This is a genomic window from Kosakonia oryziphila, assembly GCF_900094795.1.
Lineage (GTDB): Bacteria > Pseudomonadota > Gammaproteobacteria > Enterobacterales > Enterobacteriaceae > Kosakonia > Kosakonia oryziphila.
Genome location: NZ_FMBC01000055.1, coordinates 14,809 through 30,180, shown reverse-complemented (window position 1 = coordinate 30,180; position 15,372 = coordinate 14,809). Strand labels below are relative to the sequence as shown.

Sequence of the window (15,372 nt, the reverse complement as noted above, 5' to 3'; positions counted from 1 at the left end):
CGCGGCTTTTTTTAATATGTCCCGTTCGTCAGTAACCCGCTTCAACTCCTTCTGGAGTCGGCGGATCTCGGCCTGAGCATCTGACTGTTCTTTGTTAGTGGATGAGTCCGGACCGTACTTCTTTATCCAGGCGTAAAGGCTGTGGGTGGTGATATCGAGACGTGTTGCAACGCTGGAAACAGAGTGACCGCGATCAATAACCTGTTTGACTGCTTCAATTTTAAACTCTTCGGGATAACGTTTACCGCTCATGGGCACCTCTCTTTAAGTCATCTTAAATGACTCTGAGGTGTCTGTTAAACCCGTGGCGATTCACAGGGTCTTCCTCCCTGAATGCTCGTTGATTACCTTTTTCGTATGCTTTCAGAAAACATTCGTAAGCCTCATTGAACTCACCCAACTTCAGATGTGCAGCGCCCAGGTTTATCAATTCAGATGTAGCTCTCTCAGGCACATCAAATTTGAACGCCTCTTCAGCCCATTTTTTCGCCAATAAGAAATCTTCGCGAGAAAAATAGATTTTATACAAGCTCATGACAATTAGGCGAGCCTCAGTGCTCTTATAACGTCCACCTGGAGCTTCATCTAATTCATCCAGAATTGTAATATAGCTTTTCACTGCTCCATCAATATCACCATCTTTGTAAAGGTTATTAGCCTCATTAATTTTACTAATAATCAATGGATTAAGACCTGGCATTGCGGCTATTCCTGATATTCACCATGGGGATACGACCGGAGGTAAATACACCCGCCCAAGTGGAAGAGAACACCTTCGACGCGTGGTTCAGTCCTCTGTCTTCACACCACGCCACAAACGGCAGCAGTCGCTCCCGGTAGCTCTCCTGCGTCCGGCCGAATATCTCGTGCACTAACCGATTCGCCAGCACGATAGCTCAGGCGCATAACTGACGGACAAGTAACGCGGCGCAGATGAGTTCACACCTTACCCACGCCGCTCACCACAAGCAACTAACAAGGAGTTGACTATGGCTAAGGCACATTCTAAGTCAGGCGTCACCGTTAATAAAGCAACCAAAACAGAACGTTACTACACAGTGGGATACGCCCCGCATAACGGCAGACCCAACCCGCCGTCCGCGATTAACCTTAAAGGCCGCTGGCTGGAAGAATCGGGATTTATGACCGGGATGCCAATAACGGTGACGGTTGAGCGTGGCAGGCTGATTATTGAGACGGAGATTAATCTTTGACGCCTTGAACGAAACAGCAGGTAAAAAATAGCCGGAAGGATCGTTCAGATCACTTCCGGTTTTTTATTCAGTAAATATAAGTCGTACCAACAGATGTCTTACTCTGCTTGACCATTTTTATAATTAATTCCCAACCATCATTTGTTTTTTTTCTTCCCGCAAATGTATATAAAACATCATCAGTGGATAATTTATTTTCCATCACTTCATTATCAATAAATTCAACCTGAGATATAAATATCATAGGTTCTTCATTGATGAACCGCCAACTTGCATCATGCAGCCAAATCGGTGGTTCTTTCATATAGTGAAACTCGTTACCAAGAACAGTTTTTATCCACTTATTTACATTTGCGGGTACTTTATCTATCCAATCAATATTAGGAGTAGGTAATCCTGATTCCTTGTAAAGACTGAATATTTTATTTACAAATTGCCCAGCCTCTTCATGAGCCACGCCAGCAGCGTAGTTCTTTTCTGCCACATCAGATAATACAGAACTGAAAACAATATATTCTTGATTCATAAAATCACCATGAGTTTACACCTTTAATTATTTCTAATAGCTCCATCCCCGGGTACCTATAGGGATCCATATCTGCGTGTTGCCAAGGATCAACCTCAGACAGATTACTATTATTGTGGACATTAGGACCACCAACTCGCTGAGGGATATTGGTATGATGTAATTCATAAGGAATATCTCTAGTCTCTGTGGCTCCAGTTTTATTTATTCTAACTTTTGCAGTTATCTTAGGAGCATTACCCCGAGCCATTTCCGCTATATTCCTTGGAGAATATATTCCTGAAGGATTTTTTAACTCACTCTTTGCAACATCCTTCCAGTAATCCTTTTTAGCTGCACTCCAACACTTTAATCCCAGCGGATCCACCCACACCAGCGGGTCAACCACATAGGTATACGTATTAAGCCCACCCAGTAACCCTATTGGGTCCATCTGGGTGTAGCAGCCGCCGGTCGGGTCGTAGTAGCGGAACGTGTTGTAGTGCAGCCCGGTTTCGCGGTCGAGGTACTGGCCCTGGAAGCGCAGGTTCTGCGGGGTGTCCCACCTCAGTGCATCGTTTTCCCGCTCGGTGCGTCCCCATGCGCTGAACGCGCCGCGCCAGACGATATCGCCGTTACTGTCGGTGACCGATTGTGGCAGACCATTGATTTCGCTGTGATACCAGTAAATTTCCGCGTACTGCTGCTGGCTGTCTACGCGCGCCAGCGGCTCGTAGCTGTTTTCCGTGTAGATATACTGCACGGCGGCTTTCGGGTCGCGGTCGCAGGTTTCACCAACCATTTGCAGCCCGGACCATGCGTACTGCGTGCGCTCCGGCGTGCGGCTGTGGCGTCGCCACACCTGTTTCTCCGTGCGGCGGCCCAGCGCGTCGTAACGGTATTCCGCTTTGCTGAACTCCGCGTTGCCTTCGATGACGACCTGGCTGATGCGCTGCTCATCGTCATAACTGAAGCGCTGCACGATGCCGCGATGCGTGTCGTGGCGTTCCGTCATGCGCCCGAAGTCGTCATATTCACGGCGCACGCCGTCGAGGCGTTTTAGCAGGTTGTCCCAGATCGGCGGCAAATCGGCCGTTGTACGGTTATCTGCCGCGTCATACCAGAAACGCTCCTCCCCGGAAGGCTGAATGCTCTGCGTCATGCGTCCTGCTGCATCGTATCCCCAAAGCGACTGCCGATATTTATCCGCAGGCGTAGGCGGCGCACCATCGGTGTACATCTGGCGGACGATTTGATCGGCCCGATCCCACTGGTAGCGGCGCTCAAATACCAGCCGCTGGCGCACATTATCAACACAGCGCCGCTGGCTGATGCGTCCGGCGATGTCATAGTGCGTTTCCAGCTCCCCCGCACCCGTAGTGCGACGGGTTTCGCGGTGCAGTTTGTCGCGCTGGTAGCTGGCAACCGGCAGCGTATTACCGCCAATGGCAAGCTGCATCTCCAGCAGATGTCCGGTACCGTAGCGCAGATACTGCAACTGCCGCCCGTCCGGGAAGGTGGTGGCGCTGAGGTTGCTTAACGCGTCGTACTGATGCAGATACGCGCCAGAATGGTTATCTTCACCCACCAGATCGCCGAGTTTATTGCGGCGGAAAACCACCACTTCGCCACTCTCCGGCTCGCGCTGGTCGATCATTGCCTGCCGCCACGCACTGTAAGGAAAACGGTGAATTTCAGTGCTCAGAGCGTTGTAGCGATACTCGGTGCGATACTGCTCGGTTTCCCGTGCCACCATGCGCCCGATCGCATCGTACTCATAATTCGTCACCAGCGGTGACAAGCCACTACCGCTGGCGGGATGACGCACCAGCGTCGCCACCTGCTGCATGGCGTTGTACTGATACTCCGTCTGCCGCCCGGCATAATCGTGCTGGCGGGTCAGCAAGCCGCCCGGCGTATAGTCAAAGCGCCATTGTTGGTTGTTGGCGTTGGTCAGCGTCACCAGGCGGCCCGCGCGGTTAAAGCGAAAACGCGTGGCCTGCCCGGCAGGATCGATAGCCTCAATCACCTGACCACGCGCGTTGAGCGTCACTTTACGCTCCAGCAGACCATCAATGTTCTGCCCGCACAGCAGCCCGGCGCGGTTGTAGCTGAACAGGGTTTCACGCCCGTCTGCGCGGATCCAGGTTTGCAGACGGCCTGCCGGGCTCCAGATGTAACGCTCGCTGTTGCCGAGCGGATCAGTGGTGCTAATCAGTTTGCCGGAAGCATCGTACTGGCTGCGGCTCTGGTAGCCGGAACAATCCTCTTCGCGGATAAGCTGGCCAAGCGCGTCCCACCAAAAGCGGTGGCTGTTCTCCAGCGCATCAATACGCTGTAGCAGATCGCCCTGCACATTCCACTCAAAGCGCGTTACGCCGCCTTCCGGGTCGGTCAGCTTCACCACGTCGCCCGCAACGTTATATTCGTACTGCCAGATTGCGCCATCGGGCAGCACTTCTTTCAACGGGAAGGCGTACAGCGGATGCCAACTGGTTAGCGTCGTACGGTCCAGCGGATCGCGTTCCATGGTCAGATTGCCACGCGCATCCCATGCATATTCCCAGCTTGCGCCGTCCGGCTGCACCATTGCCAGCAGTTGCTCAGAGTTGCCCGCCCAGCGGAATTGCCAGTTGCCGCCATGTGGATCGGTATAAGCGGTGATGCGAAACAGTTCATCCCAGTGATGTTCGCTTGATACACCTTCGTCGTTGCTGACGCGCGCGCGACGCTGTGTTTCATCGGCATCGATGCGCCAGCGCTCCAGCACTTCGCCCCGATCGTCAAGCACCTGATACGCCTCAACGCGCCAGTGCCGCGAGTTGGCGTCGGGCCGCCACTGGTACTGCACTTTCAACCCGGTGGCATAGGCGTGCCAGGCCATCATTTCGCTGGCCTGATCCCAGCCGAACTGACGGGTGACGATGCCGTCGGCGTCGGTGACGGCGATCAGTTGCCCCTGTTCGTTGAAACGGTAAGAAACCAGCAGATGGCGCGCGCCATCGTACACCTGATAAACCGCGCACAGGCGCCCGGAAAGCGCGTCATACTCCAGCTCAACATCCAGCGCCTCGTTATCGCCAGAGATACGCACCAGTTGCCCGTGCTCGTTCCAGTTAAAGTGCTGTACATTTTCATGGCGGTCATAAATGCGCTGAATGCGCCACTCGCCAGGGTGTGTCGGATCCGGCTCGTACAATTGGTGCTCGCCGTCATTTTGCTGAATGACCATCGCCCCGTTCGGGCTACAGAACAGCTTAATGCCATCTTCCTGATAATCGATCATGTCGCCCGACTGCACATTTCCCATGCCCAGCTCGCGGCCAGTCATATCAAGAAAGATCAGCTGGTTATCCGCCTGCCGATAAAGGCGCGTTTCAAACGGCAGCATCCAGCCGATGCCGAGCATGCCGGTCGCCAGATTGCGGCTGTGGTAAATACGCTGCCAGTAGAGCGGCATTCTGTCCGGCAACACGAAATCGAGATCCTCTTCTTTGCTGAGGATTTTCGCGCCGGTAAGGATATTGACCGGATGCACGGTGTTTACTGCCGCCGCCAGTACCGGCATGACGCCTGCCGAGGCGACATAAGCACCAAGCGGACAGATAATTTCCCGCATCAGGCGGTTCACGATCAGCCGGTTACAGCCCATCTTGATAAGCGATGGGAGAATCGCCACAACCGCGCTGCCCAGCAGGTTACCCGCGAGGTAAGCCAGTTGGTTTTTACCGCTGTGGATATCGCGCACGGTAATGGTGTCGCCACCGATACGTACGCGAGGGTTTTCGCTGACTTTGATTTCCGCTTCGCAGGTGCTGAGGTGACCATTGCGGGCAGCAGGCTGGTTGTTGATCAGCACCGCTTTTGAACCCTGGGCGACAAAGTTGCTGCTGGTGACCATATGGCCTTTTTTGCAGGCCACGTTATCGTGCGGCGCGGGGGACGCATACGGGCTGGCGCTCTCCACCAGCGGCTGCGTCAGGTCATCCCAGGTGTTTTTGCCCCACTGTTTGACATCGTCAAGGGTCAGTTTGCTGGCGCGTTCAGCAATAGCCATCAACGCTTCACCCGGCATCAGCGCCGTTTTCAGCGTTGCGGCGACGCCTGCCAGCGCCATCATGCCGAACCCGGCCCAGTCGAAGCTACTCTCGTCCGCAGAAGCAGTCGCGTTAAGGTAATCACGATCGACGGTGCCAGCAGCACGCGCTGCCTTTTTGCCCATGATCCACACGTTGTCCGAGCCAGTGACGATCTGTGCATCGGGAGGCCCAGGGTCTATCAGGCTATCGACGAGTTTTCCCGCTGCATTACCCACGCTCTCCAGCGCGCCGCTGAACATCAAACCAGCCACCGCCACACCAGCGACGACGATACCGATTGGCGTGGTTGCGGCAATAAAGATTGCGGCGACAATCGCCCCTTCCACTAACCCACCGACAAAATCCGCCAGTGCGGAGCTATGGATCAGGGGGTCATCAATGCGCGCTGCAAGGTAATCCGTCATCCGTTACGCCCCCGGCTGCACACCGCTTTTTACCGCCGTCCAGAACGCCTCTGCGTCGGCATCAAACGGGGCGACACGGCTGAGTGTGAACACCATCAGGTGATCTTCCACGCGGGCGACGGCGAGTTTTTCATACACCGTGACATGCTGATTTTCAAAACGCAGCGCGACTTCACGGGCAGGCAGCCCGCCGATGTCGCTATCCTGCACCTCGCCCAGCACCACTTTTTTCATGCTGCGCTTCACTTTCGCCAACTGCTGCTGGAGGAAGTTCTCTTCTTCGCCAGATTTGATATCCCATGCGCGGGTGATGACAAGCGTTGCGCCCTGCTCTTTGAATTTCAGCACGTTGATGCTGTGGTCCTGATATGCGCCCGGCAGCGCCAGCACGCCTTCAGAGTGTGTAAAAGTCGCCATTATTTATCCGTCCCTTGATTGAATGCGGCTTTTACCGCGGCCTGAATTTGTTCCGGTGTCGGCTCAACAGTCGGCAGGCTCTCTGGCCGCGTAATATTCAGATCCAGCGTTCCGCCAGTGTTGATTTCACCATTGCTCAGCGCATCGATGCTGAAATTCAGACATTGCAGCGAGACCGTACCGTTCGCGCCGAGCGTCAGCACCGATTTCCCCGCCACCAGCATGATGCCACTGTCAGAAGCCTGTACCAGCGCGCCCTGCACTTTTTGGGTAAAGCCGCCGCCGACCAGTTGTTCATGCGCCAGTTGCGTGGCCTGGGTGTGCGTTCCCGCCACTGCACCGGTGTAATCCCGCGTCACGTTAACGGTCTGCGAACCGCCGACAGTGTGGGTTTCGTCGTTTTTGACGTTGGTATCAAGATTGCGCTCGGCCTGAAGCCAAACTTGCTCTTCCCCGGCTTTATCTTCAAAGCGCAGGGCGTTGGCGTTATCGACCGAGCCATCTTTCGAGCGGCTGAGGAAGCCCATTTGCGTCGCGGCCGCAGGCAGTACCCACGGCGGCATGCTGGCTTCGTTATAGACGCGCCCGGTGATGATCGGCCTGTCCGGATCGCCATTGATAAAGTCGATAACCACTTCATCGCCGACGCGTGGGATTTGTACGCCACCAAAGCCCTGCCCTGCCCAGGCGCTGGAAACCCGCACCCAGCAGGAGCTGGTGTCATCGCCCTTCGCCAGCCGATCCCAGTGAAACTTCACTTTTACCCGGCCATATTTGTCCGTCCAGATGCTTTCGCCTTGCGGCCCGACGACGCGCGCGGTTTGCGGGCCATAAGTTCGCGGCCAGGCGGTTTGCTGCGCGGGGCGGAAAACCACAGAGGAGGGAATGACGCTGAAATCAATGCGGTGTACCGTCTGGCTATCCGCACCGCTGGCATAACGGTTCTCTTCAAAATTGTAGCGCGCGGCGGTCACCAGGTATTCGCCGTTATCATTGAAAAACGCAGCATTGGTCAACTGGAAAGTGCTACCCGGCACGATGCCAATCGCCGTGGCGGTGCCTTCGATTTGCTGATGTTCAACCTGCCAGCGTTCCTGGCGGATACGGGCATAAAACTCGCCATGACCATGTTCGACAAAACGCCCCGGCCAGTCGTAAACGTCAATGCTGCCCGGCTGTGGCGACGAAGGGTTTTGCCGCGCCTGGAACAGCCATGCGTTAGGCTTGCGGAAATCATAATCGTCAAGGCTGTAAATGCCCGGCGTGACGCTGTCTTCCAGCGCCCACTGGCTGATGCCTTCTTCGTCGGTGCTGCCGCCGGACGGCGTCTGGTGATAAGGAATGATTTCATAGCCGCTGAACGGTTGATGTTGCGTGGCAGCGTCAGTCAGTACCAGCGTGTGTTTGTCTGCTTGATGCGTAAAGTGGTAAGCAATTCCTTCCAGCTCCATCAGGCGGCTGATGAAATCGAAGCTGCTCTCCTGGTACTGCACGCAATATTCCCAGACACGGTAACTGCCGCTCAGCTTATCTTCCAGATTGACCTGGTATTCGCCAAGCAGGGTTTTGACGATTTGCGGCACCGTCTGCCCCTGGAAGATGCGCAGGTTACGGTCGCGTTTCATTGGCCACAGATCCGGCTCGACGGTAAGCTGATAGACGGCATAGCGCGTCCCGCTCAGTTCCACCGCGCTAACTGCCACGCGGGTAATTTTGCCGTTGAGGTAACGGGAGCCGGAAAGCGATTGCGTGGGCACGGTAACGGTGACCGCTTTGCCAAGCAACTGGCTGCGATCCATGCGCGCGTCGGTTCCCAGCAGTTGCAGATTGAATGCAAACGCCTCAGATAACGCCTCACGACCCGAAAATTTCCAGAAAAGCAGTCCTTCGACGGGCAACTGAACAGTAATACGATTGCTCATAAATCGGTTCCTGACATAACGACGCAAGCCGCTCCGGGCCTCGCCTGTAAGTTTAACGTTACGGAGTAATTGACACGCTACCGCACAGTTTCTGTGAATGAAAAAGGACGTTATTGTCTAATTTTTCGGCGCAAGAAATGCCAGGAATAGTCCTAATCAGGTATCTAAACACCAGAAAACCCGCCAATTTTTAGGGGGTTAGTTTATAGCACTATCTGGAAATAATACTTAGAGCCTGGCCCATTAGGCTCTTATGCGAAATTTTCATCACATTTGCTCGCGTAAACCTGTCATACCTGTGTTATTTACCGCAGATAAAACTACCCCAGTGATAACGTTTTCCCGCCTACTTTCGCACTTTCACATTAAAGATGAGACAGCCAACCGGAAACACGGTATAACGTTTTCATTACTATCGCATCCTTATTTTTTACTTATATCAAATTAAGCCATTATATGCCCAAGGCTACACCCCATAAATATTTAACACCCATTTAATGGTCGTTAAGCAGGATTAAATCAGTACTAAACTGGAGGGAATAATGGAAACGTATAATCAGTATGGACAACGTATTGGTCAGGAATTTTCGGAATGGGCAAAGCGGGCGATGCCCGAGAAAGTCGTTCTTGCTGGCCAATACTGTAACGTTGTTCCACTGGCGGTCGATCACGCCGAAGACCTCTTCCCGGAGTGGCAGAGCATCGACGATGACCGCGACTGGACCTACCTTGAGGATGTCAGGCCAAAAGACATGTCGGCCTGTTATGCCTATTTAAGAAATCTGTCTACGCACAAAGAAAGAATTTATTATGCTGTACAGGATAAAGCCGACGAGCAAATAAAAGGGATATTTTATGTCGGTAAATTCGATCCGGAGAATGGCTCCTTCGATATTGGTGGTGTTAACTGGACGCCATTAATGAAAAGGACACGTATCAGTACCGAAAGTCTTTATTTAGTTCTGGCTTATTTCTTTGATCAATTAAAATACCGTCGCTGTGAATGGCGCACCAGCAGTTATAACACAGAAGCGATTAAATCGGCAGAGCGAATTGGTTTTGTGAAAGAAGGCGTCTTAAGAGATAAGCGAATTCGCAAAGGGCATCTGACGGATATTTCGGTGTTCTCGATTACCTTACGCGAATGGCCGGCGATCTCGTCAATGATAACCGGCTGGCTGCGCGAAGAGAACTTCGATGACCGCAGCCGCCAGTTGCATAAGCTGTCATCGTTTCGCCGCTACTGAGGTTGCCATGCGTTGGCTTACCGCGCAACGCATGGCTTGAGGACTTATTTTCCGTGCTGTTTGAAACGGAAATCATCCATAAAATTACTCAGTTTCTCCACGGCACCCAACGTCAGCGCGTTATAGATCGAGGCACGGATGCCGCCGATTGCGCGGTGTCCCGTCAGACCAGAGAAACCCGCCAGTTCCGCTTCATGCAGGAATTTATCTTCCAGCTCTGGCGTCGGCAGCGTAAACGCGGCATTCATATCTGAACGGAAAGCCGCATCTCCCCAGTTATGATAGAAACCGTTGCTGTTATCGATGGTGCTGTAGAGCAGTACTGATTTCTGCTGGTTGATGCGCGCCATGTTTTCCAGACCGCCAATATCATTCAGCAACCAGCGTGTCACCAGCATCACCACATAAATGGCAAAGACCGGTGGTGTATTCAGGTTAGAGTGCGCTTCCACCTGGCGACGGTAATCGAGGAATGCCGGCAGGTTAGTCGGGCCGTTTTGCACCACACTGTCGCGAACCAGTACGATGGTCACGCCTGCCGGGCCGATGTTTTTCTGCGCATGAGCATAAATCAGTGAGAATTTACCGGCATCGCACGGTTTGGAGAGAAAATCAGAGGACATATCGCAAACGCGCGGTACATCATCACGGCCCAGCACGCGATCAAACTGTAAGCCTTCCACCGTTTCGTTGGAAACATAGTGGATGTAAGGCGCATCCGGAGAGAAATCCAGCTCTTCGTCGGTCGGCAGACGACGGTAGCCCTCTTTTTCACCGCTCCAGATCACGCGTACCGGCCCTTCGCGCATTGCTTCAGTGATCACTTTGCGGCTCCAGTAACCGGTATCGAAATACTCAGCCGGGTGCTTTTTGCCGCGCAGCATGGTCATTGGCACCATCGAGAATTGCTGCGTTGCGCCGCCCTGTAAAAACAGAATGTGATAATCCGCAGGCAGGCCCAGCAACGTGCGAATATTATTTTCGGTTTCACGTACCACATTTTCGAACCATGCGGAGCGATGGCTGATACCAAGAATCGACAGGCCCACTTCCGGAACATTAATAATAGCCTGCTGTACCTGGTTTAATACGACGTCAGGTAATGCGCCCGGCCCGCCGGAGAAATTAAGGGTATTGTTAGGATTTAATGACATGTTATTTCCTGAGTCATGGTTATCGTTTTAAAGGGCCTGACCGGCGTACTTAAGCAGCATTTCCCGCATCGCGGTTTTCACTTTCAGCATGTGAATTTGCTTATTCGGGAACATCTCTTCATCGTCCATCGCATGGATAACCATCGCCGGATCGATTTCAAAAATCAGCAGTTCGCCGTCGCGCGTTTCAGCGCAGTCGATGCCGATATACTCCAGCCCGGTACGCTGGCTGATAGCAGCCAGCGCTTCACGATGACGTTGCGCAAAGTCAGCAAACTCGTTGAAGAAACGGCCTTCCTGCGCGCGTTTATCCGCATCTTCGTACATCCCGGCGTTGACGTAGTGGATCATCCAGTGCGAAGAGACGCCCATATGACAGGCGAACGGTTTACCGTCAATCAACACCACACGCATTTTGCGGAACAGGCCATCTTCGCCGCTGTAATCAACAAAGCGCGAAACGAAAAATTCCTCTCCGGCCGTCTCTTCCAGGTAGGCAGTAACAGCAGCGGCAGAGTCGATTTTTTGCAGGCCGTGGCCACCGTGACTACCTACCGGGCGAACAATAATCGGGAAGTCGTGGTTTTCGGCGATATCTGCCAGCGCTTTCTGACCACAAGCAACATCATGCAGCGCCTGGCGGGAAACATGCAGCACCGGACAAATCACTAACCCAGGGACATTTTGCAGCAGCAGGCTGGCGTTATGGCGTTCAGAAGTCGGGACGTTTTTCGGCGGGTTCAGTACCGGTTTTGGCCAGTTGCGCAGAACATATTCAAGACGCAGCAGCACGGATTCCTGCTCATCGCTGGCGCCAATCGCCACCATAACCACATCATGTTCCGGTACCGGTGCCGTCAGTGGGTTGTCGTTCAGCGGATCGACGTAATAGTAGATGAGGTCGATATCGCTATCTTCCATCAGGCAGTCGAGCGGGATATTTGCCGAGAGATTGCCCGGCACCATTAACATCAGCAGGCGTAATTTTGTCGGCTGACGCGCTGGCCAGTGATAAACACGCTGCATGTCCAGTGCCTGCGCCTGGATTTGCAGGCCCAATTCTTCGTGCTTCAGGCTCATCATCGCGGTCGCGAGATTCATCCATAACACGGCATCTTCAGGGGCATTTTGCGCCTGCGCGATCATCTCCTGCGTAGCAGAAGTGAAGTCAACGCCCGCAATACTCATACGCAAAAAAGGCGCCATTCCGAGGAATCGCGCCGACGAAACGCCTGATTCGGTCGTTTGTGGCATGGTGGTTAATCCTGTTTGTATGGTGCATATCGCTTATGATGCGACATAACGCCAACAAACAATTCGCAGAATAGCGGCCTTAGTTGTCGGGATAACTGAGCGTAAACCGGTCAGATCAGTTACGCAGTGACTAAAAGTGACAGGAAGGGGTGACTTACCCATCAGGCAGCGCCGGGGTTTAGCGCAAAGACATTACTCTGCCAGCGCCTGCGCGCAGGCCCACGCGCTGGACCACGCCCACTGGAAGTTATAGCCGCCCAGCCAGCCAGTGACATCCATCACTTCGCCAATAAAGTAGAGCCCCGGCACATTGCGGGCTTCCATCGTGCGGGAAAAGAGCTCGTGGGTATCGACGCCACCAAGCGTCACTTCCGCCGTACGGTACCCTTCCGTGCCGTTTGGCTGTACGCGCCAGTGCGTGAGCAACTCGACCAGTGATTCCTGTTCACGGCTGTTGAGCTGCCTGAGCGATACATCCGGGATCTGCCCCAGTTGCTGCAAGCATTCAACCAATCGTTTCGGCAACTGCATCGCCAGTGTGTTTTTCAGGCTTTGATTCGGGTGCGCTTCACGCTGTTCATTCAGGAAGTTTGCCAGATCGCACTCCGGTAACAGATTAATGCTGACGAATTCGCCCGGTTGCCAGTAACTGGAAATTTGCAGAACTGCCGGGCCTGAAAGCCCGCGGTGGGTAAACAGCAGATTTTCCCGGAAAACCGTGCCGTCCTCGGCGGTAATAACCGAAGGCACCGACACGCCGGAGAGCGTCTGCATCTGCTCCAGCAGCGGCTTATGCAGCGTAAAAGGCACCAGGCCAGCGCGTGTTGGCAGTACCTTCAGGCCAAATTGTTCGGCGATTTTATAGCCAAACGGTGAAGCGCCAAGCCCCGGCATCGACAAGCCGCCAGACGCAATGACCAGTTTCGCAGCCTGCACGCTGTCACCATTCAGTTGTAGCGTATAACCTTGATCATCGCGCGTCACGCTCAGCACTTCACTGCGCAGGCGCTGAGTAACATTGCCTTTTTCACACTCGGCCACCAGCATATCGACAATCTGTTGCGCCGAGTCGTCGCAGAAAAGCTGTCCCAGCGTCTTCTCATGCCAGGCGATACCGTGCTTGCCGACCAGATCGATAAAATCCCACTGGGTATAGCGCGCGAGCGCAGATTTGCAAAAATGCGGGTTCTGGCTCAAATAGGCTGCGGGTTCGACATAAAGATTAGTGAAGTTGCAGCGACCGCCGCCGGACATCAGGATTTTGCGCCCCGGTTTTTTGCCGTTATCCAGTAATAGCACACGGCAGCCAGCCTGCCCGGCCAGCGCCGCACAGAACATGCCCGCTGCACCCGCGCCGATAACAATGGCATCAAACCTTTCCACACCTGCACCCTTATTAAAAAAAATCGTGGCGGATTGTAAAGAGTTCACGCTGGTCGCACCAGCACGAAGAGAGTCAAAAACAACATGGCATTGAAAAATATACGATAATTTTAAAGTTTTAGCGGAATGTAAGAAACAATGTCAAAAAAAATACATATTTCACTTTGCCGACACCGCTAATGTCCCTGATAATGCGCCGCGTTCATGACCTCAAAATGGCTTAACGTCCTATGCTACATTTGTTTGCTGGCCTGGATCTTCATACCGGGTTATTACTTTTGCTTGCTCTGGTTTTTGTTCTGTTCTACGAAGCAATCAATGGCTTCCATGACACAGCAAACGCCGTGGCAACCGTAATTTATACACGCGCTATGCGTTCTCAGTTGGCGGTGGTGATGGCGGCGGTGTTTAACTTCTTCGGCGTTTTGCTGGGCGGGTTAAGCGTTGCCTACGCGATTGTGCATATGTTGCCAACCAATCTGCTGCTGAATGTCAGCTCCGCGCACGGCCTGGCAATGGTCTTCTCCATGCTGCTGGCGGCGATTATCTGGAACCTTGGCACCTGGTATCTGGGTCTGCCGGCTTCCAGTTCCCACACCCTGATTGGCGCGATTATCGGTATTGGTTTAACCAATGCATTGATGACCGGCACTTCAGTGGTGGATGCATTAAATATCCCGAAAGTGCTTGGAGTCTTCGCCTCCCTCATTCTTTCGCCGATTGTCGGGCTATTGATTGCCGGCAGCCTGATATTTATCCTGCGCCGCTACTGGAGCAATACCAAAAAACGCGCACGTATTCATATGACGCCAGCTGAACGCGAGAAGATCGATGGCAAGAGAAAGCCACCGTTCTGGACGCGTATCGCCCTGATTCTTTCCGCTATCGGCGTGAGTTTCTCCCACGGCGCGAACGATGGCCAGAAAGGCATCGGCCTGATTATGCTGGTGCTGATTGGCGTTGCGCCTGCTGGCTTCGTAGTGAATCTGAACGCGTCGGGTTATGACATCACTCGTACACGTGACGCCGTTAACAACGTGGAAACTTACTTCCAGCAACACCCGGCGCTGCTGCAAAAAGCCACCGGCGTTGACCCGCTGATTCCGGCGTCGGAAGAAGTGAAGACGCAGCCTGGCGAGTTCCACTGCCATCCGGGTCGCGTAATTATGGCGCTGGATCGTGCGAAGTTGATGCTGACCGATATCGAAAACTACGAGCAGGTTCCGCCAGAACAGCGCAGCCAGTTGCGCCGCATTATGCTCTGCCTCTCCGATATTACGGATAAAGTGGCGAAGCAACCGGATATCAGCGCAGACGACCAGCGCCTGCTGAAGAAACTGAAAGGCGATATGCTGAGCACCATTGAGTACGCGCCAATCTGGATCATTATGGCGGTAGCGTTGGCGTTAGGTGTCGGTACCATGATCGGCTGGCGCCGCGTGGCGACCACCATCGGCGAGAAAATTGGTAAGAAAGGTATGACCTACGCTCAGGGGATGTCCGCGCAGATGACTGCGGCGGTGTCTATCGGGCTGGCAAGTTATACCGGGATGCCGGTTTCCACCACGCACGTACTCTCTTCTTCTGTGGCCGGGACAATGATTGTCGACGGTGGCGGCTTACAGCGCAAAACTGTGACCAATATTCTGATGGCCTGGATTTTCACTCTGCCAGCCTCGGTTGTTTTGTCCGGCGTGCTGTACTGGCTCTCGCTGCATCTGATTTAACGCAGCGCAGGCGCAATAAAAAACGGGTCAGGAAACTGGCCCGTT

At 53.6% G+C, this 15,372-nt stretch carries 12 protein-coding genes; 3 read left to right on the top strand and 9 right to left on the bottom strand.

Going from position 1 to position 15,372, the window contains the following annotated elements; genetic code table 11:
• Both GA0061070_RS20630 and GA0061070_RS20625 read right to left on the bottom strand, forming a co-directional pair.
• On the bottom strand, positions 1–252 hold a 252-nt coding region (locus tag GA0061070_RS20630), incomplete at its 3' end, for a transposase (RefSeq protein ID WP_139109805.1).
• 22 nt (positions 253–274) lie between these two features.
• Positions 275–700 (bottom strand): tetratricopeptide repeat protein, encoded by a 426-nt coding sequence (locus tag GA0061070_RS20625; RefSeq protein ID WP_090137968.1) that lies wholly within the window; start codon positions 698–700, stop codon positions 275–277.
• A gap of 289 nt (positions 701–989) precedes the next feature.
• On the opposite strand from GA0061070_RS20625, the gene GA0061070_RS20620 reads away from it, so the two are divergent.
• A complete protein-coding gene (locus tag GA0061070_RS20620) occupies positions 990–1,214 on the top strand; it encodes a SymE family type I addiction module toxin (RefSeq protein ID WP_090137966.1) in 225 nt (74 codons plus the stop codon).
• Between the two features lie 67 nt (positions 1,215–1,281).
• Here the strand turns inward: GA0061070_RS20620 and GA0061070_RS20615 are convergent, their stop codons facing one another.
• From GA0061070_RS20615 to GA0061070_RS20600, 4 genes are read right to left on the bottom strand one after another with little or no spacing between them, the layout of a single operon-like run.
• Positions 1,282–1,740 (bottom strand): hypothetical protein, encoded by a 459-nt coding sequence (locus tag GA0061070_RS20615; protein ID WP_090137964.1) that lies wholly within the window; start codon positions 1,738–1,740, stop codon positions 1,282–1,284.
• Positions 1,741–1,744: 4 nt separating this feature from the next.
• Entirely contained in the window at positions 1,745–6,223 is a 4,479-nt protein-coding gene (locus tag GA0061070_RS20610) for an RHS repeat-associated core domain-containing protein (protein ID WP_244153178.1), read from the bottom strand.
• A 3-nt stretch (positions 6,224–6,226) separates the two neighbouring features.
• Positions 6,227–6,640: a DcrB-related protein gene (locus tag GA0061070_RS20605; protein WP_090137962.1), complete on the bottom strand. Its 414-nt coding sequence runs from the start codon at positions 6,638–6,640 to the stop codon at positions 6,227–6,229.
• A complete protein-coding gene (locus GA0061070_RS20600) occupies positions 6,640–8,562 on the bottom strand; it encodes a type VI secretion system Vgr family protein (protein WP_090137960.1) in 1,923 nt (640 codons plus the stop codon). The genes GA0061070_RS20605 and GA0061070_RS20600 overlap by 1 nt, the downstream gene beginning before the upstream one ends.
• A gap of 542 nt (positions 8,563–9,104) precedes the next feature.
• On the opposite strand from GA0061070_RS20600, the gene GA0061070_RS20595 reads away from it, so the two are divergent.
• On the top strand, positions 9,105–9,809 hold the full coding sequence (locus GA0061070_RS20595) for a GNAT family N-acetyltransferase (protein WP_090137958.1): 705 nt from the start codon (positions 9,105–9,107) through the stop codon (positions 9,807–9,809).
• Between the two features lie 44 nt (positions 9,810–9,853).
• Here the strand turns inward: GA0061070_RS20595 and GA0061070_RS20590 are convergent, their stop codons facing one another.
• The 3 genes from GA0061070_RS20590 to GA0061070_RS20580 all read right to left on the bottom strand — a co-directional run bounded on the left by GA0061070_RS20590 (position 9,854) and on the right by GA0061070_RS20580 (position 13,600).
• Positions 9,854–10,963, bottom strand: a complete 1,110-nt coding sequence (locus GA0061070_RS20590; protein ID WP_090137956.1) for a phosphoserine transaminase — start codon at positions 10,961–10,963, stop codon at positions 9,854–9,856.
• Between the two features lie 27 nt (positions 10,964–10,990).
• Positions 10,991–12,217, bottom strand: coding sequence for an ATP-grasp domain-containing protein (locus GA0061070_RS20585; RefSeq protein WP_090137953.1), 1,227 nt, complete (start codon positions 12,215–12,217; stop codon positions 10,991–10,993).
• 192 nt (positions 12,218–12,409) lie between these two features.
• The gene (locus GA0061070_RS20580) at positions 12,410–13,600 is read right to left on the bottom strand and encodes a BaiN/RdsA family NAD(P)/FAD-dependent oxidoreductase (protein ID WP_090137974.1); all 1,191 of its coding nucleotides are present in this window, start codon (positions 13,598–13,600) and stop codon (positions 12,410–12,412) included.
• Positions 13,601–13,830: 230 nt separating this feature from the next.
• Here GA0061070_RS20580 and pitA point away from each other — a divergent pair, with 230 nt between their 5' ends.
• Positions 13,831–15,327 carry an inorganic phosphate transporter PitA gene (pitA, locus tag GA0061070_RS20575; RefSeq protein WP_090137951.1) on the top strand — a complete coding sequence of 499 codons (1,497 nt, stop codon included), beginning with the start codon at positions 13,831–13,833 and terminating at the stop codon, positions 15,325–15,327.
• Positions 15,328–15,372 lie beyond the last annotated feature (45 nt).